The sequence below is a fragment of the Lentzea miocenica genome (assembly GCF_033949945.1).
Taxonomy (GTDB): Bacteria; Actinomycetota; Actinomycetes; order Mycobacteriales; family Pseudonocardiaceae; genus Lentzea; species Lentzea miocenica.
Map to the genome: position 1 here is coordinate 17,449 of NZ_JAXAVW010000010.1, position 25,604 is coordinate 43,052.

25 protein-coding genes are annotated in these 25,604 nt (G+C 69.6%); 10 read left to right on the forward strand and 15 right to left on the reverse strand.

Features of this window, described 5'->3' with window-relative positions:
- Positions 1-120: 120 nt before the first annotated feature.
- From SK803_RS13640 to SK803_RS13650, 3 genes are all read left to right on the forward strand, one after another.
- Positions 121-816 carry an SDR family NAD(P)-dependent oxidoreductase gene (locus tag SK803_RS13640; RefSeq protein WP_319966331.1) on the forward strand — a complete coding sequence of 232 codons (696 nt, stop codon included), beginning with the start codon at positions 121-123 and terminating at the stop codon, positions 814-816.
- Between the two features lie 122 nt (positions 817-938).
- Complete coding sequence (locus SK803_RS13645) at positions 939-1,394, forward strand: Hsp20/alpha crystallin family protein (RefSeq protein WP_319966332.1); 456 nt, start codon at positions 939-941, stop codon at positions 1,392-1,394.
- A 76-nt stretch (positions 1,395-1,470) separates the two neighbouring features.
- Positions 1,471-2,265 (forward strand): coiled-coil domain-containing protein, encoded by a 795-nt coding sequence (locus tag SK803_RS13650; RefSeq protein ID WP_319966333.1) that lies wholly within the window; start codon positions 1,471-1,473, stop codon positions 2,263-2,265.
- Between the two features lie 43 nt (positions 2,266-2,308).
- Here SK803_RS13650 and SK803_RS13655 read toward each other — a convergent pair whose 3' ends face one another.
- Positions 2,309-3,136 (reverse strand): class II glutamine amidotransferase, encoded by an 828-nt coding sequence (locus tag SK803_RS13655; RefSeq protein WP_319966334.1) that lies wholly within the window; start codon positions 3,134-3,136, stop codon positions 2,309-2,311.
- 43 nt (positions 3,137-3,179) lie between these two features.
- Entirely contained in the window at positions 3,180-4,577 is a 1,398-nt protein-coding gene (locus SK803_RS13660; RefSeq protein ID WP_319966335.1) for a DUF2252 domain-containing protein, read from the reverse strand.
- A 203-nt stretch (positions 4,578-4,780) separates the two neighbouring features.
- Between SK803_RS13660 and SK803_RS13665 the strand changes: the two genes are divergently transcribed.
- On the forward strand, positions 4,781-5,329 hold the full coding sequence (locus SK803_RS13665) for a hypothetical protein (RefSeq protein WP_319966336.1): 549 nt from the start codon (positions 4,781-4,783) through the stop codon (positions 5,327-5,329).
- 138 nt (positions 5,330-5,467) lie between these two features.
- Here SK803_RS13665 and SK803_RS13670 read toward each other — a convergent pair whose 3' ends face one another.
- The gene (locus SK803_RS13670; protein WP_319966337.1) at positions 5,468-6,799 is read right to left on the reverse strand and encodes a diacylglycerol/lipid kinase family protein; all 1,332 of its coding nucleotides are present in this window, start codon (positions 6,797-6,799) and stop codon (positions 5,468-5,470) included.
- 140 nt (positions 6,800-6,939) lie between these two features.
- Between SK803_RS13670 and SK803_RS13675 the strand changes: the two genes are divergently transcribed.
- Complete coding sequence (locus SK803_RS13675; RefSeq protein WP_319966338.1) at positions 6,940-7,773, forward strand: glutaminyl-peptide cyclotransferase; 834 nt, start codon at positions 6,940-6,942, stop codon at positions 7,771-7,773.
- Between the two features lie 57 nt (positions 7,774-7,830).
- On the opposite strand, the gene SK803_RS13680 is transcribed toward SK803_RS13675, so the two are convergent.
- Positions 7,831-8,631, reverse strand: a complete 801-nt coding sequence (locus SK803_RS13680) for an RICIN domain-containing protein (protein ID WP_319966339.1) — start codon at positions 8,629-8,631, stop codon at positions 7,831-7,833.
- A gap of 129 nt (positions 8,632-8,760) precedes the next feature.
- On the opposite strand from SK803_RS13680, the gene SK803_RS13685 reads away from it, so the two are divergent.
- Both SK803_RS13685 and SK803_RS13690 read left to right on the forward strand, forming a co-directional pair.
- Positions 8,761-10,902, forward strand: coding sequence for a DEAD/DEAH box helicase (locus SK803_RS13685; protein WP_319966340.1), 2,142 nt, complete (start codon positions 8,761-8,763; stop codon positions 10,900-10,902).
- 211 nt (positions 10,903-11,113) lie between these two features.
- Positions 11,114-12,121 carry an RNA polymerase subunit sigma-70 gene (locus SK803_RS13690; protein WP_319966341.1) on the forward strand — a complete coding sequence of 336 codons (1,008 nt, stop codon included), beginning with the start codon at positions 11,114-11,116 and terminating at the stop codon, positions 12,119-12,121.
- A gap of 87 nt (positions 12,122-12,208) precedes the next feature.
- On the opposite strand, the gene SK803_RS13695 is transcribed toward SK803_RS13690, so the two are convergent.
- From SK803_RS13695 to SK803_RS13710, 4 genes are all read right to left on the reverse strand, one after another.
- Positions 12,209-12,772, reverse strand: coding sequence for a dihydrofolate reductase family protein (locus tag SK803_RS13695; protein ID WP_319966342.1), 564 nt, complete (start codon positions 12,770-12,772; stop codon positions 12,209-12,211).
- Positions 12,773-12,966: 194 nt separating this feature from the next.
- Positions 12,967-14,175 (reverse strand): hypothetical protein, encoded by a 1,209-nt coding sequence (locus SK803_RS13700; RefSeq protein ID WP_319966343.1) that lies wholly within the window; start codon positions 14,173-14,175, stop codon positions 12,967-12,969.
- Between the two features lie 300 nt (positions 14,176-14,475).
- Complete coding sequence (locus tag SK803_RS13705) at positions 14,476-14,649, reverse strand: hypothetical protein (protein WP_319966344.1); 174 nt, start codon at positions 14,647-14,649, stop codon at positions 14,476-14,478.
- The gene (locus SK803_RS13710) at positions 14,646-15,290 is read right to left on the reverse strand and encodes a class I SAM-dependent methyltransferase (RefSeq protein WP_319966345.1); all 645 of its coding nucleotides are present in this window, start codon (positions 15,288-15,290) and stop codon (positions 14,646-14,648) included. The genes SK803_RS13705 and SK803_RS13710 overlap by 4 nt, the downstream gene beginning before the upstream one ends.
- An 86-nt stretch (positions 15,291-15,376) precedes the next feature.
- On the opposite strand from SK803_RS13710, the gene SK803_RS13715 reads away from it, so the two are divergent.
- Both SK803_RS13715 and SK803_RS13720 read left to right on the forward strand, forming a co-directional pair.
- Complete coding sequence (locus SK803_RS13715) at positions 15,377-15,979, forward strand: TetR/AcrR family transcriptional regulator (RefSeq protein WP_319966346.1); 603 nt, start codon at positions 15,377-15,379, stop codon at positions 15,977-15,979.
- 55 nt (positions 15,980-16,034) lie between these two features.
- The gene (locus SK803_RS13720; RefSeq protein ID WP_319966347.1) at positions 16,035-17,081 is read left to right on the forward strand and encodes a HupE/UreJ family protein; all 1,047 of its coding nucleotides are present in this window, start codon (positions 16,035-16,037) and stop codon (positions 17,079-17,081) included.
- On the opposite strand, the gene SK803_RS13725 is transcribed toward SK803_RS13720, so the two are convergent.
- Entirely contained in the window at positions 16,975-18,258 is a 1,284-nt protein-coding gene (locus SK803_RS13725; RefSeq protein WP_319966348.1) for an MFS transporter, read from the reverse strand. The two genes, SK803_RS13720 and SK803_RS13725, sit on opposite strands and share 107 nt — an antisense overlap.
- A 221-nt stretch (positions 18,259-18,479) precedes the next feature.
- Entirely contained in the window at positions 18,480-18,836 is a 357-nt protein-coding gene (locus tag SK803_RS13730) for an ArsR/SmtB family transcription factor (RefSeq protein ID WP_319966349.1), read from the reverse strand.
- 20 nt (positions 18,837-18,856) lie between these two features.
- Between SK803_RS13730 and SK803_RS13735 the strand changes: the two genes are divergently transcribed.
- Positions 18,857-20,194, forward strand: coding sequence for an MFS transporter (locus SK803_RS13735; protein WP_319966350.1), 1,338 nt, complete (start codon positions 18,857-18,859; stop codon positions 20,192-20,194).
- Between the two features lie 175 nt (positions 20,195-20,369).
- On the opposite strand, the gene SK803_RS13740 is transcribed toward SK803_RS13735, so the two are convergent.
- Genes SK803_RS13740 through SK803_RS13760 form a run of 5 tightly spaced genes read right to left on the reverse strand, consistent with a single transcriptional unit; the run spans position 20,370 to position 25,597 of the window.
- The gene (locus SK803_RS13740) at positions 20,370-20,909 is read right to left on the reverse strand and encodes a GNAT family N-acetyltransferase (protein WP_319966351.1); all 540 of its coding nucleotides are present in this window, start codon (positions 20,907-20,909) and stop codon (positions 20,370-20,372) included.
- A 35-nt stretch (positions 20,910-20,944) separates the two neighbouring features.
- Positions 20,945-22,363 carry an ABC transporter ATP-binding protein gene (locus SK803_RS13745; protein ID WP_319966352.1) on the reverse strand — a complete coding sequence of 473 codons (1,419 nt, stop codon included), beginning with the start codon at positions 22,361-22,363 and terminating at the stop codon, positions 20,945-20,947.
- Positions 22,360-23,133 (reverse strand): ABC transporter permease, encoded by a 774-nt coding sequence (locus SK803_RS13750; protein ID WP_319966353.1) that lies wholly within the window; start codon positions 23,131-23,133, stop codon positions 22,360-22,362. Before SK803_RS13750 ends, SK803_RS13745 begins: the two co-directional genes overlap by 4 nt.
- Complete coding sequence (locus tag SK803_RS13755) at positions 23,130-24,074, reverse strand: ABC transporter permease (protein ID WP_319966354.1); 945 nt, start codon at positions 24,072-24,074, stop codon at positions 23,130-23,132. The genes SK803_RS13750 and SK803_RS13755 overlap by 4 nt, the downstream gene beginning before the upstream one ends.
- Complete coding sequence (locus tag SK803_RS13760; RefSeq protein ID WP_319966355.1) at positions 24,071-25,597, reverse strand: ABC transporter substrate-binding protein; 1,527 nt, start codon at positions 25,595-25,597, stop codon at positions 24,071-24,073. The genes SK803_RS13755 and SK803_RS13760 overlap by 4 nt, the downstream gene beginning before the upstream one ends.
- Positions 25,598-25,604 lie beyond the last annotated feature (7 nt).

Sequence of the window (25,604 nt, forward strand, 5' to 3'; positions counted from 1 at the left end):
GTATCCGGCCGCCGTGCCCGGACAGCCTGGTACTGCCAGTCCACAGGCAAAGCACGGTACTGCCTGTCCGCTTCCGGTGCGGCGAGGGTGGAGTCATCAACGACTCCCCGGAGGGACGACATGACCACCACACTGATCACCGGAGCGAACAAGGGCCTGGGCCACGAGACGGCCCGCCGCCTGGTCGAAGCGGGACACACCGTCTACGTGGGGGCCCGTGACGCCGAGCGCGGACAGCAGGCGGCCGCGCGGCTGGGTGCCCGCTTCGTGCAGCTCGACGTGACCGACGAGGACTCCGTCAAGTCCGCTGTCGAGACCATCCGTGAGGACGCCGGCTGTCTCGACGTCCTGGTCAACAACGCCGGCATCGCGGGCGCCGGGAAGCCGGTCGGCGAGGTCACCGCGGAGGACATGCGGAACACCTACGACACCAACGTCTTCGGCGTTGTGCGTGTCACGCACGCATTCCTGCCGCTGCTCGAGTCCAGTGACGCACCGGTCGTCGTCAACGTCGGCAGCGGCCTGGGTTCGCCGGCGGCGACGAACGACCCGGACCGCGTCGAGTTCCACGTGACGCTGCTGGACTACAACTCCTCCAAGACAGCCCTCGTGATGATCACCTCGCAGTACGCCAAGGCCTACCCGTCGATCCGGTTCAACGCCGTCGACCCCGGCTACACCGCCACCGACCTCAACGGCCACCAGGGCAGCGGCACCGTCGAGGAGAGCGCGGACGTCATCGTCCGCATGGCCACCATCGGCGCTGACGGCCCGACCGGCGGCTTCTTCGACGAAGCCGGCCCGGTGGTCTGGTGACGCCGTGGTGTGGATCACCCGGATGACCGAGTCCGAGTGGCTCATGTCCGGGAACAAGCGCCGGCGCGACTTCGTCTAGAAGAACGGAAATTCGTTCGGGCTCTCATAGGAGGTGTGAAGCCATGGCGTTGCCTGCTGTGCGATCGTCCGGCCCACTCGGCCGGTGGGATCCGTTCCGCGAGTTCGAGGATCTTCACGGCCGGCTGGGCAGGTTGCTGGACTCGGTGGCCGGCTCCGTCGCCGACAGCGTGCGGGCGTGGGCCCCGCTGGCCGACGTGAGCGAGACCGGCGAGGCCTACCTGGTGGAGGTCGAGCTGCCGGGCGTCCAGCGGGACGACATCATCGTCGACCTCGCGGGCACCGAGCTGTCCATCAGCGGTGAGGTCAGGGAGAAGGAACGGCAGGGCCTGTTCCGGCACCGCACCCGCCGCGTCGGGCAGTTCTCCTACCAGCTGACCCTGCCGCAGGACGTCGACGCCGACGGGATCGAGGCCGATCTGGCCGACGGCGTGCTCACGGTCCGCGTGCCCAAGACCGAGGCGGCCAAGCCGCGCCGGATCATCATCAACGGCAAGTGACAACTCGACGCCACCGATCGCGGCATGACCGCGATCGGTGGCGTTGCCACGCCGGTGACAGGAGGGGAGAGCAAGAGTGGAGTTGTTGCCGCTGCGAACCGATTTCGACCTGCGGCGGCGCGGCTACGACCGCGACCAGGTCCAGCACTACGTGCGAGGGGTGGAGGAGGAGCTGAGGCTGCTCACCGCCGACCGTGACGCAGCCCTTGCGCACGCGGAAGCCCTTGCGCGGCAACTGGAAGACGCCCGCACGCAGAACGCGGAGCTGCACGCCCGCGTGGACCGGATCTGCCGCGCTCCGATCGCCGCGGACGCGCTCACCGAACGCCTGCGGCGCATGGTCGAACTCGCTCACGCCGAAGCGGAGGAGATCACCACCCGCGCCCGCGGTGCCGCCGAACAGCTCTGGGCGAACGCCGAGCAGGCCGCCGGCCGGCTGCGGCAGCGGGCCGAACAGCTCGTGACCGAGCTCGACCGGCGGCGCGCCGAAATGGAGACCGAGCACCGCGAGCTCATGGACCGTGCGCACCGCCAGATCGACGCGACGACCAGGCAGGCCGAACGCCGCCGCCGCGAGCTCGACGAGCAGGCCGCTCTGGTGCGTCAGCAGGTCGAGTCGGACTTCGGCCAGGCCATGGCACTGCGCCGGGCCGAAGCGATGCGTGCCCTCGCCGAGCAACAGCAACGCGCGCAGGCGCGGATCGACGCGCTGCGCCGGCAGCGTGACGGCATCGCCGAGGAACTCCGTGCGGCGCAGGCACTTCTGGCCGACGTCGAGCTGCTGCTGCGGCCGCTGCCGGAAGAGGAACCCGTGGTGCCGGTGCAGGTCGTCCGCGACGACCGGCGCACCCCCGAGCCTGTTCGCAGCTGACCCGCTGTTCCCGGTGAGGAAGTTGCGCCGGGCGCACTCGTCGTCACCGGCGGGGCCGGAACTCGTGGAGTTCCTCGACGCCGCCGCGCGCGACGACACAGGTCGACTCGGGCACCTCGCGCCAGGCGCCGTGCAGATCGCCCAGCGGCTCGGACACCACGAGCCGCGTGTCGGCGGAGAGCGAGTGCAGTGCGGGGTTGTCGGGGTACTGCTGCCGCAGCGTCGTGATGTCGGCACTGTGGAACAGGCTGCGCGACCGGCCTTCGCTGGAGTAGCGGAAGGCCCAGGTGGTCTCGCCGTCGGTCGTGGCGACCGTCATCTGGATCGGATGCCTCACACCGCGGTTCCTGCCGATCGCCTCGACGAAACCGACCGTGCGGGCCACCGCGGTGGGCGGGTCGTGCTCCAGGCCGAAGGTCAGCGCGAGGTAGAAGAGGATCTCCGAGTCGGTCGATCCCTCGATCTCGGCGTAGAGCGAGGGATCGACCACCAACGCGAGTTCCCGGCGCACCAACGGGAAGCCGGCGATGAGCCCGTTGTGCATCCACAGCCGGCGACCGTGACGGAAGGGATGGCAGTTCGTCTGCTGGATCGCGGTGCCGGTGGACGCGCGGACGTGCGCGAAGACGACAGCCGCCGTGGTCTGGGCCGCGAGCTCGCGCAGGTTGCGGTCGTTCCACGCGGGTTCCGTGCTGAGGAACAGGCCCGGCGCCGGCGTGGTCGAATACCAGCCGACACCGAAGCCGTCACCGTTGGTGGTCTCCACTCCCAGCCGGGAGTGCTTGCTCTGAGTGACGAGCGAGTTCGCCGGAACGTAGAGGAGCTCCTCCAACAGGACGGGGGAACCGGAGTACGCGAGCCATCGGCACATGTTTGGTCTCCTCGGACGAAAGTTCGGTTCCTGGCAGTGATCGTCACAGTCCACTTCGCACAGTTGTGCGTCCTGACCTCGCCGCCTGCGCCAGGAGCCGGTAGTCCTGCTCGTTGCGATCCGCGTAGCTCTCCGCGAACTCGACGAGCGCGATGTCGAAGGCCTTGCCGTCGTCGAGGTACGCGGCCATCGCGATCCGGTCGCCGGTGCGCGCGTGCGCTCTGGCCAACGTCCACCCGCACAGCGCGCCGTACAGCCGCAGACCGGCCGCGTCCATGGTCTCGACCGAGGCCGAGCCCTTCCAGTCGCGCAACTGCCGGACGTAGAAGTCCCTGGTGAGTCCGTCGATGCCCGCGACGGTCTGCCAGCCGAGGAAGATGTCGCTGACGGCCTGCATCAACCGCTGCCCGGCCACGACCCGCTCGCCGTCGCTGGGGTGGTTCGCGCCCGCGCCGGCGGGCAGGTGATCCGCGAGAACTGATCGCGACGCCTCTTTCACCTGCAGGAGCAACGGATCGTTCTCGTCACGCCCGTGCAGGAGCACGATCCAGCATCGGGTCCCGACACTGCCGACTCCGACGACCTTGCGCGCCATGTCGACGAACCGGAACCCGTTCATCAGATGACGCCGATCGGCGGACAGGGTGGCGGCGTAGCCGGCGAGCAGGTCCTGGATCAGGAACTCCAGGTCCACCCGGTCCGCGTCGGGAAGCAGGTGGCCGATCGGCACCAGAAGCGGCGGATCCGCGGCGATGCGGCGACGTCCGTCGACGACGGACGTCAGCTTGCGATAGGCCCGCAGGCTGTCCCGCGCGCGTGCCTTCGCCTGCTGCTGCGCGAAACGGCGCTGTTTGGCCTTGTCCCCGTGTTCCTTGAGGAGGGTCTCCACCTCGTCGACACCGGCGTGGGCGTACCACACCTCGAGATCGCCCTGCTCGGCGAAGCTGATCATCGCCGACCGGTACCGGCCGACGGCGGTGCGCACGGCGGTCGCCCTTGCCTTGCGCCCCAGCCCGTTCTCCCGGCCGGCGACGGCGAGGCTGGCCGCGAGGCGTTTGACGTCCCACTCCCACGGGCCGGGACATGTCTCGTCGAAGTCGTTGAGGTCGAACACCAGTTGCCGCTCCGGGGAGGCGAAGACCCCGAAGTTGCTCACGTGCGCGTCCCCGCTGAGCTGGCAGGTCAAGCCGGAGAACGGCGTCTTCGCGAGATCGCCGGCCATCACCGACGCCGCGCCGCGGAAGAACGCGAACGGCGAGGCCAGCATCCGGCCGTACCTGATCGGCACCAGCTCCGGCACCCGCGTGCCGTCCTGTGCGGCCAGCACCTCCACCGGGTCGGGCCGGCCACCGGGCTCTGGCAGCTCCGCGTGGGCGTCGAGCGGAACCTCCTTGCGGGCGGCCAGACCCGCGGCGACCCTGGTGGACACTGGACCGGTCATCGTGCACCTCCCCGGCGGAACCGGTGGCTCCGGTCCACCTGCGACGCAACAGCTTCCAGGCCGGCGGCACACCACCCGCCGCGTGCGACATCAATCGGGACCCGGACACCACCGTCGCCGTGCGTTCCACCCGCGGCGGATGAGGTGACCGAGGCCGGTGCGCCCCGACGATGGGACAACTGACCGAGTCGAGGAGGGGTCGTATGGCCATCGGGCCGATCCAACTGATCGTGCTGGGCTTCACCCACCCGGACTTCCGCGGTGAGGTGATCGCCGAACTGGAGAAGCTCCGCAAGACCGACGCCATCCGCGTGATCGACGCTCTCGCCGTGCACAAGGACCCGCGGGGCAACATCGCGGTCGAGCACCTGAGCACCCTGTCGCCCGCGGAAGCGGTCGAGCTGGGCAGCAAGATCGGCGCGCTGATCGGCCTCGGCGCCGCGGGGGAGGCAGGCGCGGAGGCCGGTGCGGTCGAGGGAGCCCGGTCGGCCGCGGAAAAAGGCGGCGTCCACCCGTTCGACGACGCGGACGCGTGGGACGTGCTCGCCGACATTCCCAACGACAGCGCGGCGGCGCTCCTGCTCATCGAGCACCACTGGGCCGTGCCGTTGCGCGACGCCGTCGCCCGTGCCAGGGGCTTCCGCGTCTCCGACGGTTTCATCAGCCCCTTCGACCTGATCGCGCTCGGGTTGGTGAGCGCGGAGGAGGCCGAGGCACTGCACGACCTGGAAACAGCAGGCTCGACGCCATGAGGAGGCAGACGTGTTCGGATCACGCCGCGTGGCCCGCCGCACCGCACGACGCACGGCACGGCGAACAGGAGGAGTGCCGGAGATGTTCGGATCCCGCCGGGTAGCCCGGCGTACGGCTCGGCGAGTCACCTGGCGCCGCTAGGACAGGGGCCGCTTGGAGAAGGGCCGCCGGGACAGGGCCAGTCCACGCAGCCGTGCCCAGTCCAGCTCGGGCCGGTGCGATGGCACCCCAGGCCGGTGGCGCGGCACCCGCACGCGCAGCGCACCCGGCTTGACCACACACCGCACGGGAGCCGGCATCGTGACCGCCTCACCGTCCACGCCGACCGCCAACGACGGTGTGTCCGCCGTGATGACGACCTCTGTCGCAGTCGTCCGGAACACGGCACTCGACCGCCGCCGGCCGCGCACCAGGCCGGCGGCTTCGGCCGCGTTGCGCACCGTCACCGCGAGCACGCCCAGCACGCCGCCGTCCAGCCGTGGCCTGCGTCCCAGCCCGGCCAGGTCGCCTGACCCGTACGGGTTGTTGCTGACCAGCACCGCCTGCGCCCCGACGAGCTCGGCCTCGTCCACCCGCACCCGCAGCACCGCAGCCCGCGGCCCTGTCAACAGGCCGGGCAACATGCTGAGCGTCGTCCGCGTCTTGCCGTCGCGGTAGGCGGGGCTCCGCACAACCTCGGCGTACGCGCCGAACGAGGCGTTGTTGACGAAGACGCGGTCCCCGGCCACGCAGAGATCCACCCGCACCTCGACGCCGTCGCTGAGCGCGTCGAGACAGCGGCGGGGATCGTCCCGGTCCAGACCGAGGTCGAGTGCGAAGTGGTTGCGGGTGCCCGCTGAGATGACCATGAAGGGCACCCCGCGTTCCGCCGCGACGCCCGCCACGATCGCCTGGGTGCCGTCACCCCCGGCCACCCCGAGCAGGTCGGCGCCGTCGTCGACAGCCCGCCGGGCGAGCACGGCGACGTCCTGCGGTCCGTCGAGCACGCAGACCTCCGCTCCGAGCACCTGGGCCAGTTCCGCGAGACCGAACCGCACGACCTTCCCACCGCCCGACTTCGGGTTCATGATCAGGTACGGCCGCCGGGGTGGTGGTACCTCTCGTTCGACCGGATGGCCCGACCCGCCGCCAGGAGCGAGCGCGCGCCGTCCACAAGCCAGCGCCACCAACCACAGCAGGGCACACACCACGACCACCCACGCCAGGCGAGCCTGCACGTACAGGACGACCACGGTCAGCGGCGCGAGCAGCACCAGCATCCCGGCCAGCCAGCGCACCAGGCCGCGGTGGGTGAGAAACCACCAGGCGCCCACCAGCGCCATCACCGTTCCCCCAGCACCGACCAGCACCAGCCCGGCGCCGGCACGCACCCCGGCCGCGACCAGGACGACCACGACAGCCGTTCCCGCCGCCACGAAGGCGAGCCGGGCCAGCAGGCGTTGTCCCGCCGGCACTGTCACATCGGTCACGGCAGCCTCCAAAGTGGATTGTCCGCCCAGCCTGGCCGCACACGTCACGGGCGGCCTCACCCGTGGCGGATGAACCGGCCCAGCCGGCTCACCTGCGACGGCGGAAGCGCCCCGGCCAGGCCGTCACGACGATCGGTGCAGTGAAACCGTTGCGCATCACCAGACTTCTCTGTCCCGTCGCCGCGGCACTGCTGACTCTCACCGCCTGTTCGGCACCCCACCGCGTCGCCCACGTCAGCCCGGCGCCGGCGACCACGGCCAGTCCCGCGCCGGCCGCCATACGTTCCACCTCGCGACACTTCCGCGCCCAGGTGCTCGCGCGTGTCCCCACCGACCGGGCCGACGCACGCGGTCTGGAACTGGTCGGTGATCTCCTGGTGGAGAACACGGGGCCGGTGATCCGCGCGGTGGCACCTCCCACCGGTGAGGTCCAAGCCCAGCGGAACGTACCGCCGGGCAACGGAATCGCCCTCACACCGGCCGGCCTGTGGCGTACCGGCGCAGGTGCCGCGGTGTTGCTGGATCCGCGGTCACTGGCGGAACGACACCGCGCGACGATCGCGGACGAGAGCTGGGGACTGTGTTACGACGGGACGAACCTCGTCCAGTCGGACGGCACCACCAGACTGCTGCTGCGCGACCGCGACACCGCCGCGTTGATCCGCGAGCTGCGGGTCGACAGCCGTGAATGGTCCACGGCACGGCTCGGCGAGCTCCACTGCGTGATCGTCGACGACCGCGCGCAGGTGTGGGCGGCGGTCACCGGCACGGACTGGATGATCCGCGTGGACCTCGCCACCGGCGCCGTCGTCGCGGACGCCGACCTCACCGCCATCACCATCGCCGAACTGCCGACGGGCCGCGACCAGGTGATCGGGGGCATCGCGGCGGTGCCGGACACGGCGGGGGAGCTGTGGCTCACCGGCAGGCATTACCACCACCGCTACCGGATCGGGCTGCAGCCCCGGCCGTGACGCCCGCCGCGGGTGGCGAAAACCGTCGCGCTCGCAGCGGTGTCGGGGACCGTCATCTCATGCCACCGTCCAGCGCTGGTTCGCCCCTCCGTGACACGGGTACTGCTGCAGCACGCCGTGATCGTCGAGGTCCCCGGCGCGGATGTCGAGGCACATCCCGCTGTGCCGCGCCACGATGCCCGTGGGCCAGATGCTCCACTGCTGGTTCGTGCCGTCGTGACATTGGAACTGCTGGACGATCTCCACGTTGTGACTCGCGTTCGGGATGTCCAGGCACCCGCCGGTCGCGACCGACTTGATCCGGTAGTAGCCGTCGGCGTTCTGCTGCAGCAACCACCGCTGGTTGGGCGCGCGGTGGCAGGTGTACTGCTGGATCTGCGTGTGGTCCGACGGGGTCGAGAACGGGATGTCGAGGCACTTCCCGCTGTGCTGGGCCATCAACGTGTACTCGGCCGGTTGCTGCGGGCAGCTCGCGCTCTGGTTCGTGACGACGATCCGGGTGGCGTTGTTCAGCGCGCTCACCACGATGGCGTGGTTGCCGAGGTCGGGGCGGACCTCTGCCTGGCCCGAGACGCACGCCTTGAGGTCCTCGCTCTGCGCCTGGAGGCGGTACCTGCTCTGCACGGCCTCGTTGTTCAGGTAGTGGTTGATCGCCAGGACGGTCTCGTCGGACGATCCCGTCAGCTTGGCGGAGGCCTCGAACTTGAAGGTGCCCAGCGGCGTCACCACCTGTGTGCTCCGGGAGACCGCGATCTCACCATTGCTGTTGACGGAGAACTCGATGGGCAGGGCGACGGGGTGGTACTTCACCGTGGCATCACAGGCGGCGAGCAGCATTACCAGGACGAGCCACCTCATGCGACGGGAACTTACGCCCTCGTGATCCGGCCCGGGTGATCGAGGAATACCGGTCCATGCGGTATTTCTATCGGACGCGACGGCAGGTCTGGTTTCGGTATTGTCGTACCGCCTGACGAAAGGACCTGGGTGGACGACTCGTCGAAGGTCGGTAGGCATGCTCGTGCGGTGCTGGCCGCCGCCAAGGCGTTCCGCGCCGAAGCGGCAGGGGTGCGCGCGGAACCGGATCGGCTGCTCGCGCTCGCCGCCGCGAAGTACCAGGCGGTCCGGGACTCGCTGGTGGCCGACCAGCTCCGTGCCATGCCGGTGGACAAGCTCCGGGACACCAAGGCGAACCTGCGGCTGAGCAAGCTGAAGGCCGCCGGGTACCGGACGGTCGCCGACGTCGCAGAGGCGCGCCCGGAACAGCTCGACGGCGTGCCCGGAGTCGGCAGGCAGTCCGCCGAGCAGATCGTGCGGGTCGCCCGCGCCGTCGTCGACGGTGTCGCGCGCGACACGACTGTCCGGCTGAACCCCGACCGCGCTGACCGCGCCCAGACCGAGCTGCTGCAGCTGATGTCCAAGCTGCGCAGGGCGAACCAGCTCGTCGGTCCGCTGCACGAGCCGCTCGGAGACGTGCTGGGCAGGGTCGACGCCGACGTGCGCGCCGCATCCCGTGCCTGGAGCCGGGTGCGGATGTTCTTCTCGTTGCGCAAGAACCGGCAGGCCGCCATCGATTCGCTCGACCGGCTCGAGGCCCTGCTGGCCAGCCGCGACGTGGCGGCGTTGCGCGCGGTGGGCACGCAGCTGCGCGTACCGGACCTGGATCACCGCGCGCTGTGGCGCGACTACGAGCTCGACGCGGCCGCCTACAACACGCTCCTCGCCGACCTCGCTGGTGCGGACGCGATGCCGGATCGCAGTGCCGCCAAGGGTTTCGTCCCGGCCGACATCGAGCACGAGGTCGACGCGACCACACTGGACACCAGCCTGCTGAAGGTGTCGTTGCGCGGGTACCAGGTGTTCGGAGCCAAGTTCGCGCTGGCCCGCAAACGCGTCATCATCGGCGACGAGATGGGACTGGGCAAGACGATCGAGGCCATCGCGGTGATGGCCAGCCTCGCCGCCGGCGGGCGGCGCGGGTTCCTGGTGGTCTGCCCGGCGAGCGTCGTCGTCAACTGGGTCAACGAGATCGCCAGGCACAGCGACCTCGTGCCGCACCGGATGCACGGCGCGGGCCGTGACGGCGCGGTCGGCGAGTGGCTGGCGCAGGGCGGCGTCGGCGTGACGACGTTCGGCACGTTGCCGAAACTGGTGCTGCCGAAGAGGTTCCGCCCGGCGCTGGTCGTGGTCGACGAGGCGCACTACGTGAAGAACCCGGACACGCAGCGCTCGCAGGCGGTCAACACGATCGTGCAGCGCGCGGAGCGGGCAGTACTCCTCACCGGCACGCCGATGGAGAACCGCGTCGAGGAGTTCCGCAACCTGGTCGCCTACCTCCAGCCGGGCGTCGCGTCCCGCACGGGCGCCACCGACGCCGTGGTGGGAGCGAAGGCTTTCCGCCGCGTTGTCGCGCCGGTGTACCTGCGGCGCAACCAGGAGGACGTGCTGGGGGAGTTGCCGGAGCTGCTGGAGATGGAGGACTGGGTCGAGTTCGGCAAGCAGGATCGCCGTGCGTACCTCGACGCGGTGCGCGAGGGGAACCTGATGGCGATGCGCCGTGCCGCCTACGCGCCGGGCACGCCCCGCGGTTCGGCGAAGCTGGAGCGGCTGCTGGAGATCATCGAGGAGTCGAGGGACAACGGCTGGAAGGTCGTGGTGTTCTCGTACTTCCACGACGTGCTGGACGCGGTCGCGGACCACGTCGAAGTCTTCGGTCCCCTGACCGGCGCGACGTCGGCGCAAGGCCGTCAACAACTGGTGGACGCGTTCACGGCGTGCGAGGACCACGCGGTGCTGGTGGCCCAGATCGAGGCGGGCGGCGTGGGCCTCAACATCCAGGCCGCGTCCGTGGTGATCATCGCCGAGCCGCAGTGGAAGCCGAGCACGGAGGACCAGGCGATCGCCCGTTGTCACCGGATGGGCCAGGTCCGCAAGGTCCACGTGCACCGGTTGCTGGTCAAGGACAGTGTGGACGCGCGGGTGCAGGAGATCCGCGACCACAAGACCCTGCTGTTCGACCACTACGCGCGCGAAAGCGACACGAAGCACTCGCACGCGAGCGCACTGGACTCAGCGGTGTCGGTGGAGCAGCGAGTGGTGCAGGCCGAGCAGCAGCGCCTTGGTCTCTAGGATCTGGTGCCAGGGCGGAATTCTGTTGTTCCAGCCATTTCACGTTGCGTGGCGCGCTCGCGGCGATGCGGTCACCACGCCGCAGCCTGTCGCGATGAACGCCGAGCCACCCCGCCACCGCGGACTTCTCCGTCACGACCAGGTCGATCAGGTCACCCGTCGGCCAGCACCGGCTTCGCGTCGGTCGACTTCGGTGGAAGGATTGATGACCATGACCGACGCCAGACCGCAGGCCGCCGACGAGGCCACGTTCATCGCGGCCGTCCGCTCAGGTGATGCGGCGCGGTTCGCACTCATGACGGAGCGTCACCGGCGTGAGCTGCAGGTGCACTGCTACCGGATGCTCGCGAACTACGAAGACGCTCAGGACATGACGCAGGAGACGTTCCTGCGAGCGTGGAACAAGCGGGAGTCGTTCAACGGCCACGCCGCGCTGCGGACCTGGCTGTACCGGATCGCGACGAACGCCTGTCTCGACTTCCTGGAGAAGCGCAACGACCGCACACCCGTGCCGTCCGGGCTGTCGGACTCCGGCTCCGAGGTGCTGTACCTGCAGCCGTACCCCGGCCGGATGCTCCCCGAGGACCCGCAGGAATCGGTGGTGGCGCGCGAGACGATCGAGCTGGCGTTCATCGTCGCCGTCCAGCACCTGCCGCCGCGGCAGCGGGCGGTGTTCATCCTGCGCGACGTCCTCGGCTGGCCGGCGTCGAAGGCCGCCGACGTCCTCGAGCTGACCGTCGCATCGGTGACCAGCGCACTGCAGCGGGCGCGCGTGACGATGCGCGAGCAACTGCCCGGCCGCCGCCTCGACTGGCGGACCTCCGTCACCCATGAGCTGTCGAATGACGAGCGCGGCGTGGTGAAGTCGTACATCGACGCCCATGAGCGCAACGACCTCGACGGGCTGATGTCCCTGCTGCGCGACGACCTGCGCTTCGCGATGCTGCCCGAGTCCGGCACCTTGACCACGACGGCCGAGGACGCGGTGGACGGCTGGGTCTCCGGTGGGCTCTTCCAGCGCGGCCACGACGACTGGCGCGGTGTCACCACGACGGTCAACCGCATGCCTGCCGCCGCGCTGTACCTCCGCACCCCCGACGACGCGGAGCACCGGCTGTTCGCCATCGCGGTCCTGCACATCGTGGACGGGAAGATCGCCGAGCTCACCGGATTCGACGCCACCGACAAACCATGGCTGGACCTGCCCCCGACACTGTGACCCCGACCAGCTGAACACCACCGCCCCGCCGGCGTTGCCGGCGGGGCCTCCTTCAACGCCCTCACGAGCCGAGCACGTGGCCCGTGCTCATCGCCTCGTCTCGTATCGGGTCAGCACCACGCCGCCGGAAAACGTCCGCGTCTCCACGAGGTCCAGGTTCACCCAGCTGTCCAGCGCGGTGAAGAACGGCGTGCCGCCGCCCACCAGGACCGGATGGGTGACCAGGACGTACTCGTCGATCAGCCCGGCCCGCATGGCAGCCCCCGCGAGCGTTGCGCCGCAGATGCCCATCGGCCCGCCGTCCTCGGCTTTGAGCCGGGTGATCTCGGCGACCGCGTCGCCGGTGACCAGGCGGGTGTTCCAGCCGACCTCGTCGATCGTCGAGGAGAACACCACCTTCGGCGTGTCCCGCCAGTTCCGCGCGTACTCGACCTGCGCGGGCGTGGCGTCCGGCTGCTGGTCGCCGGTCGGCCAGTAGGAGCTCATCGTCTCCCACAGCTTGCGCCCGTACAGCGACAGATCGATCGCCCGCTCCCGGTCCAGCCACCACCCGAACAGCTCGTCGCTCGGCCCGCCCCAGCTGATGTCGTCGCCAGGCGCGGCGATGTAGCCGTCCAGGGTCACGTTCATGCCGAAGATCAGTTTCCGCATCATGCCAGCCTCTCGTGAGTCGATCTCACACGTACAGACGGGTGCGGCGCGAAAAACTGATCTGTGTCGGCGGACTGGTCGGCGGCGTCACCGGTGCCGCGAGTTCGTCTCAGGGACGGGGATTTCTCTGATGTCGGAACGTGCGACAACGGCTCGGCGTGTGCGGCGTCGCGGCCGGTGACTCGATCGCTCCGTCAGAGTGCTCCGCTGGGCCGGCGTCCGGCTTGCAGCGCTTCGACCTGTTCCGCGGTGAACGGCGCGCCGAGCAGGTCGTCGCGCAGGGCGTGGCAGCGGAACATGTCCGTGATGTAGTGCATCCGGTCGGGCAGGTCGGCCCAGTCCCGCGCGGCCGTGCCGGCCAGGCTGTCCGGTGTCGGATCGACGATCTCCAGCAGTGCCAGTAGTTCCGGGTCGGACAGTTCCGCGAGCAGCGGCGGGAACGTCGCCGGCAGGTCGTCGGCCAGGTTGAGCAGTTCGCCGCCCGGCAGTGCCAGGGTCATGAGGTGCCGGGTCACCGCGACGCGGACCACCGTGCGTGCCTGGTCCGCCAGGTGTTCCGTGGCGATGCGCACGGCGGTGCGTCTGCCGAGCACGGTCAGCAGCGCCAGTCGCAGCCACTTCCCCACCCGGTTGCCTGGCAGGAGGAGGTCGAACAGGCGGCGTTCGAGTTCGCGCGGGTCGATGACCGGCGCCTGCATCGCGGCGGTGATCTCCGGTTGCAACCGCGTCTGTTCGTGCAGACCGACCTCGACGTTCGCCAGGAGGAGCAGTTCGGCGCGCCGCTTCTGGTCGCGAGTGGTCATGGCCCGGTGGTACCGGGTGAAGGCCTGCCGCAGGTAGCGCTGACCCTCCGGCGGCTCACCGGGTCGCAGCGCCTCGCGGAACTCCTGGATCCGCCGCTCGTCCTGGGAGGTGGCACCGTCGCCGAACTCCGCGAGGAAGCGGGCGAACTCGCGTGCGATCTCCTCGAAGACCTTGAGGTTGCCCTGTGCCGCGGCGGCACTGACGTCGTCGAGCCGCGCGGTCGTGACCACGGCCTGGCGCACCACCCCGTGGGCGTGGTCCAGCACCTCTTGGGGAACACCCCGGCGCAGACCGCGCAACACCAGATCGACGCTGGCCGCCACCTCGGGCGAGGACTTCAGCAGGTGTCCCACCGCGCGCGTCAGGTCCTCCTGCCGGATCGTCTGACCCACCTGCTTGGACGCCCACACGGCGAAGGTGCACCAGTTCGCGCCACCGCCGGTGCGGGCGGCCAGCACTCGTGACAACCGGTGGTAGCAGTGGGTGATCCGCAGGTTGCGGACGACGGGGTCGGCGTGTGCCGCGATCTCCTCGACCTCGCCGACCAGCGGGGAGATCTCGTCACCGAGCCCACGCACTTCCGCACCGGTCCGGGTCATGAGGCCGACCTTCCTCTTCGAGGTTCCACCCCTAGGTCGTCGGCGGAGCGGCGAACGTAACGCCCGTGCCCCAGTCCGCCCGTGGCGACCAGTCGATGTCGTCCCAGTCCACCTCGCGGGCGCCTTGGTGCAGCAGGCGGGAGAGTCGCTCGATCAGCAGCCGTCCTCGTCAGCGTGGCGTGACGGGCACTCGGAAGACTCGTGGCCGGCCTTCGGCGTAGGGTTCGGTGAGCAGGTCCGCCACGCCGCCGAGAGGGCGGCGGTGGCGGTCGTGGACGTCCATCACGTTGTTGTCGTGTGTCAGGTCGGGGTGCGGCGCCGCCACGCCCGGCGGACCACCACACCTATGAGCAGGTGCGCCGCAAGGGCGATTCCGGCGACCACGAGGCCTGCGCGGTAACCGAGTCCGATGTGAAGGACCAGGCCGGCGAGCACGGCCACGATGGTGAGCTTGCGTGCGAGCCGTTCCTTCACAGCGGCTTGTCCGCTCGAACGCAGTGCAGGAACCAACTGGCCCGCGCGGTTCTGCTGACCTGGAAGCCGGCGTCGCCGAGCATGGGGGCGATCCGCTCGACCGGGTTGTCGCGCATCGTCTCGCCGGCCGTCGCGCCGACCAGGTGCCTGGCCAGATGTCCCCGCGGTGGCTGGAAGTCCGCGATCAGCACGCGGCCTCCGGGCCTCAGGACCCGGAACATCTCCGCGAACGCTCGTGCGCGGGCGTCCTCGGGGATGTGGTGGATCGCCAGGCTGGACAGCACGACGTCGAAGGTCGCATCTGGCAGGTCCAGGGCTTCTGCTTTGCCGACCATGAACGAGCAGTTCGTGCTCGCCCGCTTGCGCCGGGCCTCCTCGATCATCGGCTCGGACACGTCGACCCCGACCGCGCGTCCTGCCGGCGCGGCCTGCGCGGCGAGCGAGGTGAGGTAGCCGGGGCCGCAGCCCACGTCGAGCACCTCGTCGTCCGCGGTGACCTCGGCGAGTGCGACTAGACGGCCGAAGATGCGGCGACGGCTTCCGGTGAACGCCAATGCGGAAAGCAGTTCGTAGGCGCGTGCGTGGTGGATCGCGCCGGGAGCGTCCTCTGGTGACTTTCCGTGCAAGCGGGCCTTGTGCATCGTGCCCCTCCTCTAACTTAGTGGCGACTAAGTAGTCGATGGCGCGAGCTTAGTCATGACTAAGTAGAGGTGTCTAGGATGCTTCCGTGACGGAACAACGCGAGCGCCGGACCCGGATGTCCGCCGAGGAGCGCCGTGCGTCGATCCTCGTGGCGGCGACAGAGCTGTTCGCCGAGGTCGGCTACCTGCGCGGCAAGACGTCAGCGGTCGCTCGCAAGATCGGCGTGAGCGAGCCGGTGGTGTTCCAGAACTTCGGCACCAAGGCGACCTTATTCGCCGCCGTGGTCGACCGGGCCGCCGACCACATCTGCCGCATGGTCGAACGCGTCACCACCGCCGACATCCCGGTCGCCGGCCTGCTCAAGATGATGCTGGACCCCGAGCACCTGCGGCACGTGCACAGCGCGGGTTCCGTGGGGGCGATCTTCGCCGACGCCTCCACCATTCACGATGAACCGGAGATCGCGGCCGCCACCCGCCGGGCCGTCCAGCGGTTCGCCGCCGCGATCACCGGCCTCCTCGACCGCGGCTGTGCGGACGGCGAACTCCGAGCCGATCTCGACACCGAAGCCGCTGCCTGGTGGCTGATCTCGTTGGTGGCCTCGCAGAAGTTCCGCCAGAGCACGGCCCCCGACCCTGAGGAGATCGAAGCGCGACTTGCCGAAAGCACGCTCGCGTTCTTGACCTAGCCGGGTGATCACCACTGACCAATGGCGCCATTTGCGCTGGGAGTTGATGTAAGAGGTGTGCAGGAAAGTCGTCGGCGCGCTGGCATTGGTGATGGCGATGGCGGGAATGCCTGGTCAGGCACTCGCGCACGGCATCACCGGGTCGGCCGCCGGGAAGAACGCCTGGGAGTTCATCCCGGTGGGCATCGAGCACATGCTGCTCGGCTGGGACCACCTGCTGTTCATCGCCGGCATCGTGCTGCTCGCGGGCGAGTTCAAGCGGGCGGCGCAGCTGATCTCGGTGTTCGTGGTCGGGCACAGCACCACGCTGATCATCGCCACGCTGGCCGGGTGGAAGCTCAGCGCGACGCTGGTCGACGTGGTGATCGCGTTGAGCCTGGTGTTCGTCGGCGTGGTCGGCTGGATCGGCAGGCCGCAGAAGTGGGGCTGGTTCGCTGCCTCGGTGTTCGGGTTCGGGTTGATCCACGGGCTCGGCCTGTCCACGCGGCTGCAGGACCTCGGACTGCCTGATGATGGCCTGCTGGTGCGGGTCGTCGCGTTCAACGTCGGCGTCGAGATCGGCCAGCTGATCGGAATCGTGATCATGGTCGTGCTCGGCCGGGTGTTCGCACGCCTGATCACCTGGGACAAGGCACCGAAGGTCGCCAACGGTGGCCTCGTGGCGGCCGGGATCGTGGCGGCGATCGTGCTGAGCGTTCTCAGCGTGTTCGCCCCGGCGCCGCCCGCCGACGCCTACGCGGCTGGGTGCTCGGTCAAGCCGCGCACGGAGACCTTCAAGGGCGAGGGCAACCATCCACCGAAGGACTTCTACGAGCCGGGTGAGACCGCGCCCGAGGCCGACTTCGGGCACGTCGCGGGTGACGGCTACCTCGTCGTGCAGTACTCGGGACTGTCCGAGGCAGAGGTGGGGCAGTTGCGGACGTTCATCACCGGTCCGGACGGGCAGAAGGTCGTGGGCGGGCTCAAGCAGGGTCAGGGCGAGCAGATCAAGGCCATCAACGCCTACGACACGATGAGCTGTCAGAAGTTCGACCTGGAGTCGTTGAAGAAGTTCGCCGACAGGTGGCTGACCGATCCGCGTTCGAAGAGTGCTGAAGGCTGATCGTGAAATGGCCGAGGGGAAGCGTCGCCAGCACGAGGTAAGCGACCGCGAGCGCGATCACGCCGGCGGAAACGGCTCCCGAGGACAACACACCACCCGCCGCACTCCCCAGCGGGAAACCCAACGCACACACGGCGGCTCGGGCACCCGTGACCTGGCCGCGCACGTCGTCGGGAACACTGCGCTGGAACAGGGAGCGTTCGATCGCGTAGTACGGGCCCCACAGGAACGACGCAACCGCGACGAGCACTGCCGCGACCGGAAGTGCGTCAGTGAGGCCCAAAGCCGCCAACGCCGGCGCCCCAGCGGCGATCACGACCGGCAGCCGTACGCGCATGGGAAGCTTGAGAAACATCGGGAGTCCACACAGGACACCGCACAACCCGCCTGCTCCCGCGGCACCGAGGAGCACGCCGAACGCGAACGCATCGTCGTGCAGGACGTTGAGCGCATACACCGGGTACAGCAGATCGGTGGCTCCGCTCAGAAACAGGAATCCCGCAGCACATGCCGTGAGCACCATCGCCGTCGGATACCGCGCCAGCACCACGAACGCCGGGCGGCCACGCTCTTCGCGTGCGGGCGCACGCAGATCCGGTAGCCGGAAGGAAAGCCGGCTCATGACGGCGAAGCTCGCCGCGTCGACCATCAGCGCCGTGCTGATCCCTGCCGTTCCGACGAGCAAACCGGCCGCGGGCGGCCCGACCACGTAGGCAAGCTCCCAGTTGGTCGACAGCAGGGAGTTGGCCGGCTCGAGGTCACCGTCCTCAACGACCCGAGGGACGAGTACGCCCTCGGCCACCTCGCTGACCGCCGCCAAAGCCGCGCTCATCGCCGCGACCGCGCAGATGTGAACAACGCGGAGCTGCCCGAAGTGATCGAGCACCGGCAACACCGCGATCAGCGTGCCGCGGAGCGCGTTGTCCCATCCCAGCAGCAGTCGGACCGGAAACCTGTCCAGCAACCGTCCCGCGACCGGACCGCACACCAGAATCGGCAGCCCCGAGCAGAGCAGCACCAGACCGAGCTCGCGCGGGCCCGCCAGGTCCAGCACCAGCCACGACAGGGCGACGACGGTGAACGCGCTGCCGCACCGCGACACCATCATCCCGAGCCAGAACCGCCGGAAAGCCGGTTTGCGGAGAACGCGCAGATACCCCCGGAAAGTGCGTCGCATGCACTCACGCTAACGGGCTGAAATGGAAAATGTTATTTCATCGTGCAAATTCCCTTTTTAATTAAACGGGGGAGGAGTGGGCGCGTGTCGAGCATCGGGTTCTTCGTCAGAAGTTCGCCACCGCCGCGTACAGCAGCGTCAGCACGATCGCCGTGACGACGACCGCCGCCACTATGCGGGTGATTGTGCGCCATCGTTGGTCCACCGCTGTCAACTCCCGGTCAGTCGTGGTCCGGTTTGCCGGTGATGTGGTGATCGGCGGCATTCACCGCTTCGAGCAACAACCGCCGGACGTGTCCTCCGCGAGCCTGGTAGAGCATCCGGCGGCCTTCGCGGCGCACGGTCACCAGTCCGGTCAGTCTCAATTTCGCAAGATGTTGCGAGACCGCTGGCCGCGCGATCCCGACCTCCGAGGCCAGCGTCGTCACGTCGTACTCGGCCCCGCACAGCAGCCACAACATGCGGAAACGCGTCGCGTCGGCAAGCATCCGGAACCCGTCGACAGCAGTTTCGACGTGTCCGCCAGAAGGTAGCTGTTGCCAGTGATGCGTTGTTGCAACGTCGTCGCGTGCGTACATGAGCACATATAGTGCCAGACATGCTCGTTGTTCTGCGCAATCGGACGTATCGCCACCTGTTCGGCGCACACGTCGTCGCCCTCACGGGCACCGGTCTCGCGACCGTCGCGCTGGGACTGCTGGCCTACGACCTGGCGGGCGCCGAGGCGGGCGCGGTGCTCGGTACCGCGCTGGCGATCAAGATGATCGCCTACGTCAGCGTGGCTCCGATCGCCGCGGCGCTGCTCGGGGCGTTGCCACGGCGAGCTGTGCTCGTGACGTTGGACCTCGTCCGTGCCGGGGTCGCGGTGACGCTGCCGTGGGTGGACGAGATCTGGCAGATCTACGTCCTGATCTTCTTGCTGCAGGCGGCTTCAGCGGCGTTCACGCCGACTTTCCAGGCCACGATCCCGGACGTGCTGCCCGACGAACGCGAGTACACGAGGGCAGTCACCCTCTCGCGGATGGCCTACGACCTCGAAGGCCTGCTGAGCCCGTCGCTGGCCGCGGCGTTGCTCGTGCTGATGAGCTACAACAACCTGTTTCTCGGCACGGCGATCGGCTTCGTCGGCTCCGCACTACTCGTGGTCTCGGCGGTGGTGCCACGACCGAAGCCGGTGAACCGCGACGAAAGCCTTTATGCGGCAACGACTCGCGGAATCCGAATCTACCTGGCGACACCGCGCCTGCGCGGGTTGCTGGCCGTGCACCTCGCTGCTGCTGCGGCGGGTTCGATGGTGCTGGTGAACACCGTCGCCTACGTGCGCGACGTACTCGGCCGCGGTGCCTCTGACGTCGCCGTCGCGCTCGCGTTCAACGGCGTCGGATCCTTGGCCGCCGCGCTGGTGCTGCCCAAGTTGCTCGACCGCGTGACCGACCGCGTACTGGTGTTGCGCGCCTCCGTGGCACTGGTCGTCTTCCTGCTCGCCGGGGCCTCGTTCGCCTCGCTGCTCGGCGGTACGCAGTGGCCGGCGCTGCTCGTGCTGTGGGCGTTGATCGGTGCCGGATGTTCCTTCGCGCTGACGCCGGGTGCGCGGCTTCTGCGCCGATCCGCTGACTCGTGCGATCGGCCCGCGCTGTTCGCCGCCGATTTCGCACTGTCCCACGCCTGCTGGTTGCTGTGTTACCCGCTGGCCGGGTGGGTGGCCACCACCGCGAGCATGACCACGGCATTCATCGTTCTTGGTGGTGTGACGGCGGTTGCGGCCCTGGTGGCCTGGCGCTCGTGGCCGACGCATGACCCGGAGGTGGTGGCGCACGTGCATCGCGACCTCGATCCCGATCACGACCATCTGCACGACGCGGTACTCGCGGGCGGCGCGTGGCGGCACGCGCACGAGTTCCGCATCGACGATCACCACGACCGCTGGCCGCGCTAGTCGAGCAGCGGCGGTACCACCGCTGGTTGTGCTCGGCATCGGGCGTCCGAGGCACTGCACGTCGCCGCGTGGCAGGTCCAGTCCCATCCGGGACTCCCTGGCAGACGACCGGGAGCGCACTCGGGCCGGCGGGTTCCAGCCGCCCGCCGGCCCAGGTGCGGGTAACCGCATCACATCATCTCGGCTCGACCAGGCCGGCGAGGGCCGGGACGGGGATCTCGAAGTGCACGGTCTGGTTGCGGTCGGGATCGCCGTCGCGGGCGTCGCACACCTCGACCGCGACCGAGCGCCAGAACCCTTCGGCGCCGGCCACGCGGGTGTCGGTGTGCAGGTAGATCTGTTCGTAGCCAGGGGTTTCGGCGATGAACCTGACTGCGGCGTCGACCAGCGCGCGCGCCAAACCGCGGCGCCGGTGTTCCGCCCGGACGTACACCCGGAACAGCTGCGCCGTCGTGTCACCGGAGTACCGCTCGGCGATCCAGGCCGGGTGAGGCGGGCTGGCGGGTCCCTGCGCCCGCACTGCGGTGGTGCCCACGACCTCGTCCCCGTCGACCGCGACGAACAGTGCGTGCCTGGGGGTTTCCAGGTAGACGCCGGCCAGGTCGATCACGTCGGTGTGCCACTGGGGGCGGTAGCCGTGGCCGAACTCGCGGTAGAAGGTGTCCAGCATGACGCTGCGGGCACCTGGCAGGTCGGCGTGAGTCGCCAACCGCACCTCATAGGATCCTGCTGGGTAGGAGTGGTGCTTGTTCACTTCATCCTCTCTTTCGCGCCGTCCAAAGTGGTCGCGACCGGACCGTGCACGACGACGCGTCCTTCGTGGAGCACGGCTACCCGGTCGGCCAGCCGGGCCACGACGTCGAGGTCGTGGCTGATCAGCACGAGCGCGCACGGCACGCTCGCGAGCAGGTCGAGCAGCCCGGCGCGGGTCACCGCGTCCAGGCCCGAGGTGATCTCGTCGCACACGAGCACCTCCGGTTCGGCGAGCAGGGCGCGCACGAGGGCGGCTCGCTGGAGTTCGCCGCCGGACAGGCCACGTGGCAGGCGCAGCACCGTGTCGGGGTCAAGGCCGACGCGGGCCAAGGCTGCGAGCGCCGACGCACGTGCTTCGGCTGGACGCACACCGCGCAGCCGCACCGCTGTCCGGGCGACCTGGTCCAGCACCGGACGGTGCTCGTCGAACGACCCCCGCGCGTCCTGGAACACGTACTGCACGGCGGCCAGCGCTGCCCGCGGCCGTCGGCGCAGCGATCGCGCGAGCGGCCGGTCGTGCAGCAGCACCTCGCCGGTGGCCTGCTGGTGCAGACCTGCCAGACAACGTCCGAGGGTGGTCTTGCCGCTGCCGGAGCGGCCGACGACCGCCAGGCGTTCTCCGACGTCCAGATCCACGTCGTGCAGGACGGTTGTGTTGCGGTATCGGGCGGTGAGGCCGCGAACCCGCAGGCGTGGCGCCCGCTCGGGGATCTCGGGAGAAACCAGCGGCACGGCGTCGAGCAGCGCGCGGGTGTAGTCCTCGCGGGGATTGGTCAACAGCTCACGAGCAGGCCCGGCTTCGACGACGCGTCCTGCGCGCAGCACCACGATCTCGTCGGCGAGTGCCCGCACGACCTCCACGTCGTGGGTCAGCAACACCAGCGCCACGCCGTGCGCGACGACGGCGGCGAGTTCGTCAACGACCTCGGCGCGCGTCAGGGCGTCCTGCCCGGTGGTGGGTTCGTCGGCGACCAGCACCGCCGGGTCGCCGACCAGTGCCTGGGCGAGCACGACCCGTTGCTGCTGGCCGCCGGACAGCTGGTGCGGGTAGCGGCGCAGCAGGTGGGCTGGGACTCGTGCCCGGTGCAAGGCCGTGGCCACCAGTTCGTCGGCATCGCCGTCGTGCAACGCGGCGATCTCGCGGAACACGGCATCCAGCCGTCGCACCGGGTTGAGCGCCGACGCCGGTTGCTGAGGCACGAATCCGACGCGTCCGTGCACCTCGACGTGTCCGCTGACCGACACACCGGGGGAGTGTTCGCCGAGCAGGGCCAGGCCGGTGGTGGTCTTGCCGCTGCCCGAAGCGCCGACCAGCGCCAGGACCCGGCCCGCGGACAGGGCGAAGCTGACACCGTCGAGCAGCACGTGCCCGCCCGCTTCGGCGCGCAGGTCCTCCACGTGCACGACCGGCGTCATGTCCGAACCTTCCGCAGCGCGCGGTCGAACACCAGGTTCAACCCGATGGACAGGGAGATGATCAGCAGCGCGGGCACGACCACGGCCCACGGTTGCAGGAACAACCCGCCGCGGTTGCGGTCCACCATCACGGCCCAGTCCGCCGCGTCCGGCGGCACGCCGACGCCGAGGAAACTGGCCGATGCCACCAGGTACAGCGCGGCGGTGAGCCGGACGCCCAGGTCCGCGGCCAGCGTGCGCAGCATCGACCGTCCGGTGTAGACGATCGAGGTCTGCCACCACGACTCGCCCTGCATTCGCATCGCCTCCAACGCCGGCCGTCCGGCGATCTCCAGGGCCGTCGCGCGAGAAAGGCGGGCGACGTCGGGGAAGTTGACGAGGGTGACGATGCCGACGAGCACCACGAGCCCCTGTCCGGTGATGGCGGCCACGAGGATCAGCACCAGCAACGACGGCACCGCCAGCAGCACGTCGAGCGGCCTCATCAGCACCTCGTCGACCAGCCGCAGCCGAGCGGTCGCGGCGACCACTCCGTAGGGCACACCGACCACATAGGACAAAGCGGTGGCGAGCAACGCCACCAGCACGACCGTCTGGCCGCCGGCGAGCACCTGATGCCAGGTGTCGCGGCCCACGAAGTCCGTGCCCAGCAGACCCAGCGGCATGAACGGGGCGCTGCGGGTCAGTTCCTCCGGCACGAACAACGGTCCCAGCAGTGCCAACGCCAGCGGTACCACGATCAGCAGCCCGCCGATGCCCACCCGCTTCACACGACCACCTCGGCGCGTGGTGCCAGGCGGAACCCCACCAGGTCAGCCAGCAGGTTCACCGCCACCGTGGTGACCGCGAAGACCACCGCCAGGCCCTGCACCACCGGCAGGTCGCGGGCGGCCACGGCGTCCACCAGCACGGTCCCGAGACCGGGGATCACGAACACCGCTTCGACGACGATCACCCCGCCCAGCAACCAGTCCGTGGTGCGCGCGACCTGTTGCACCGCCGGCGCCAGTGCGTTGGGCAGGGCGTGGGCGAACCGGACCCACGTCTCGCCGATCCCGAGGCGCCGGGCGTGACGTACGTAGTCCGATGCCAGCGCGTCCACCATGCCCGCGCGCACCAGACGGCTGATCGAACAGATCGGCCGCGCCAGCAGCACCACCAACGGCAGCACCAGCACGGCGGGCTCGGCGAGCACGTCCGCGCCGACCGCGGTCGGCGGCAGCCATCCCAGCTGCACGCCGAACACCGCGATCAGCACCACGGCCAGCGCGAACTCGGGAATCGAGTGCAGCGCCACGCTGACCGACGTCAGCGCCCGGTCCAGCAGGCTGCCCTCGCGCAGCGCGGCCAGCACACCGACCAGCACTGAAATCGGCAGCAACAGCAGGAGAGTCAGCACCGCCAGCACGACGGTCGGGCCGATCCCGGCGGACAGGAACTGGGCGACCGGTCGTCCCGAGACCAGGGACTCACCGAAGTCCAGCCGGGGCAACCCGGTCAGCCAGTCGGCGAACCGCTCGAGCGCGGGCCGGTCCAGGCCCATCGCCGCGCGGATCTGGGCGATCCGCGCGGGGTCGGGACTGTCGCCGGCCAGAGCCACCGCCGCGTCTCCCGGCAGAGCTTCCACCAGGAAGAACACGAGGGTGACCACGGCGAGCACCTGCATCAGCCCGAGCGTGGCACGTCGGGCCGCGTAGGACGCGAGACTCACCCCAGCCACACCTTGTCGAACCGCGCCCAGTCCAGCGTGTTGGCCGGCGCGGTGGAGATCCCGCCGACGTTCGGCTTGGCGCCCACGATCCAGTCGGCGAAGCCCCACATCAGGTAGCCGCCCTCGGTGTGCAGCACGCGCTGCATCTCTTGGTACGCCCGGGTGCGCGCGGTTGCGTCCGAAGTGGACACCGCCTTCTCGTACAGCGCGTCGAACTCCGGCCGGGCCCACTTGGTCACGTTGGTGCCCGATCCGCTGAGCAGGCGCTGGGCGACGTGGGTCTCGATGGGCATGGCACCGGAGCGGAAGCTCGACAGCGAGCCGTTCTTGAGCGTGTCGGCCCAGTAGCTGTCCTTGTTGCCCTGCACGACTTCGATGGTCAGCCCGGATCCCTTCGCCTGGTCGGCGAACACGGTGGCGGCCTCCACCATGCCGGCTGCGGCCGTGGAGGTGTCGAGCTTGACCACCAGGCCCTCGGCACCCGCTTTGCGGATCAGGAACTTCGCCCTGTCCAGGTCTCGCTGCCGCTGCGGGAGGTCGGCGTAGTGCTGGTAGCCCTTGCCGAACAGGTCGTTGCCGACCTGGCCGCTGCCCGCGAGCACCGACTCCACGAGCTGCGGCCGGTCGGCGAGCAGGAACAGCGCCTCCCGCAGGTCGCGGTTGTCGAACGGCGGCCGGTCCACCTTCATGGCGAACGCCTGCACGGCGCTGTTGGGGGAGCGGTGGATCGTCATCCGGTCGCCGGAAGCGTGACTGCGCGCGGTGGTCGGGGTCAGGTCGTGCGCGTACTCGACCTGTCCGCCCAGCAAGGCGTTGGTGCGCGCCGACTCCTCGTTGGCGATCACGAACTCCAGCTCGTCCAGCAGCGGCGCTCCCTCCCAGTACGCGGGGTTGCGCTTCAGCAGCACGGACCTGCCCGGCTCGAACGACACGAAGCTGAACGCGCCCGACCCGATCGGCTTGGTGAAGTCCTCGGCGCCCTCAGGAACGATGTACGCGCCGAACGCCGCAAGGGCGTTGGGGAACTCGGCGAAGGGCCGCTTCAGCGCGAACTCCACGGTGCGGTCGTCCACGGCCCGGCTGTTCGGCAGGTCGATCAGCGCGAGGCTTGACTTGGCCCGGAAGGCGCGGTTCGGGTCGAGGATGCGCGCGTAGCTCGCGAGCACGTCCTGGGCGCGCACCGGTCTGCCGTCGTGGAACACCGCTTCGCGCAAGGTGATTCGCCAGCGGGTCAGGTCGGCGTTCGGCTCCCACTTCTCCGCCAGGCGCGGCTGCGGCGACACGTCGCCGCCGAGGTCCGCGAGCTTGTCGAACATCGCCTTGGACCGCGCGGCTTCCACGAACAGGTTGGCCAGGTGCGGGTCGAGGACTTCCTTGGCGCCACCACCGGCGAACGCGGCACGGAGCCTGCCACCGGTGCGCGGCGTGGAGGAGGCCGACGTGGCGTTGCTGCCGCACCCGGCGAGGGTGACGACCGCCAGACCGGAGGTGAGGCCGAGGAAACCGCGGCGGTTCAGGGACATGCTGGTT

Bases quoted from the DNA above. Each gene is read 5' to 3' on its own strand.
- SK803_RS13735 (WP_319966350.1), top strand. From the start codon at position 18,857: ATGCTCGTTGTTCTGCGCAATCGGACGTATCGCCACCTGTTCGGCGCA.
- SK803_RS13725 (WP_319966348.1), bottom strand. From the start codon at position 18,258: ATGCGACGCACTTTCCGGGGGTATCTGCGCGTTCTCCGCAAACCGGCT.
- SK803_RS13680 (WP_319966339.1), bottom strand. From the start codon at position 8,631: ATGAGGTGGCTCGTCCTGGTAATGCTGCTCGCCGCCTGTGATGCCACG.
- SK803_RS13700 (WP_319966343.1), bottom strand. From the start codon at position 14,175: ATGACCCGGACCGGTGCGGAAGTGCGTGGGCTCGGTGACGAGATCTCC.
- SK803_RS13730 (WP_319966349.1), bottom strand. From the start codon at position 18,836: ATGTACGCACGCGACGACGTTGCAACAACGCATCACTGGCAACAGCTA.
- SK803_RS13645 (WP_319966332.1), top strand. From the start codon at position 939: ATGGCGTTGCCTGCTGTGCGATCGTCCGGCCCACTCGGCCGGTGGGAT.
- SK803_RS13655 (WP_319966334.1), bottom strand. From the start codon at position 3,136: ATGTGCCGATGGCTCGCGTACTCCGGTTCCCCCGTCCTGTTGGAGGAG.
- SK803_RS13695 (WP_319966342.1), bottom strand. From the start codon at position 12,772: ATGCGGAAACTGATCTTCGGCATGAACGTGACCCTGGACGGCTACATC.
- SK803_RS13640 (WP_319966331.1), top strand. From the start codon at position 121: ATGACCACCACACTGATCACCGGAGCGAACAAGGGCCTGGGCCACGAG.
- SK803_RS13745 (WP_319966352.1), bottom strand. From the start codon at position 22,363: ATGACGCCGGTCGTGCACGTGGAGGACCTGCGCGCCGAAGCGGGCGGG.
- SK803_RS13660 (WP_319966335.1), bottom strand. From the start codon at position 4,577: ATGACCGGTCCAGTGTCCACCAGGGTCGCCGCGGGTCTGGCCGCCCGC.
- SK803_RS13760 (WP_319966355.1), bottom strand. From the start codon at position 25,597: ATGTCCCTGAACCGCCGCGGTTTCCTCGGCCTCACCTCCGGTCTGGCG.
- SK803_RS13690 (WP_319966341.1), top strand. From the start codon at position 11,114: ATGACCGACGCCAGACCGCAGGCCGCCGACGAGGCCACGTTCATCGCG.
- SK803_RS13665 (WP_319966336.1), top strand. From the start codon at position 4,781: ATGGCCATCGGGCCGATCCAACTGATCGTGCTGGGCTTCACCCACCCG.
- SK803_RS13710 (WP_319966345.1), bottom strand. From the start codon at position 15,290: ATGCACAAGGCCCGCTTGCACGGAAAGTCACCAGAGGACGCTCCCGGC.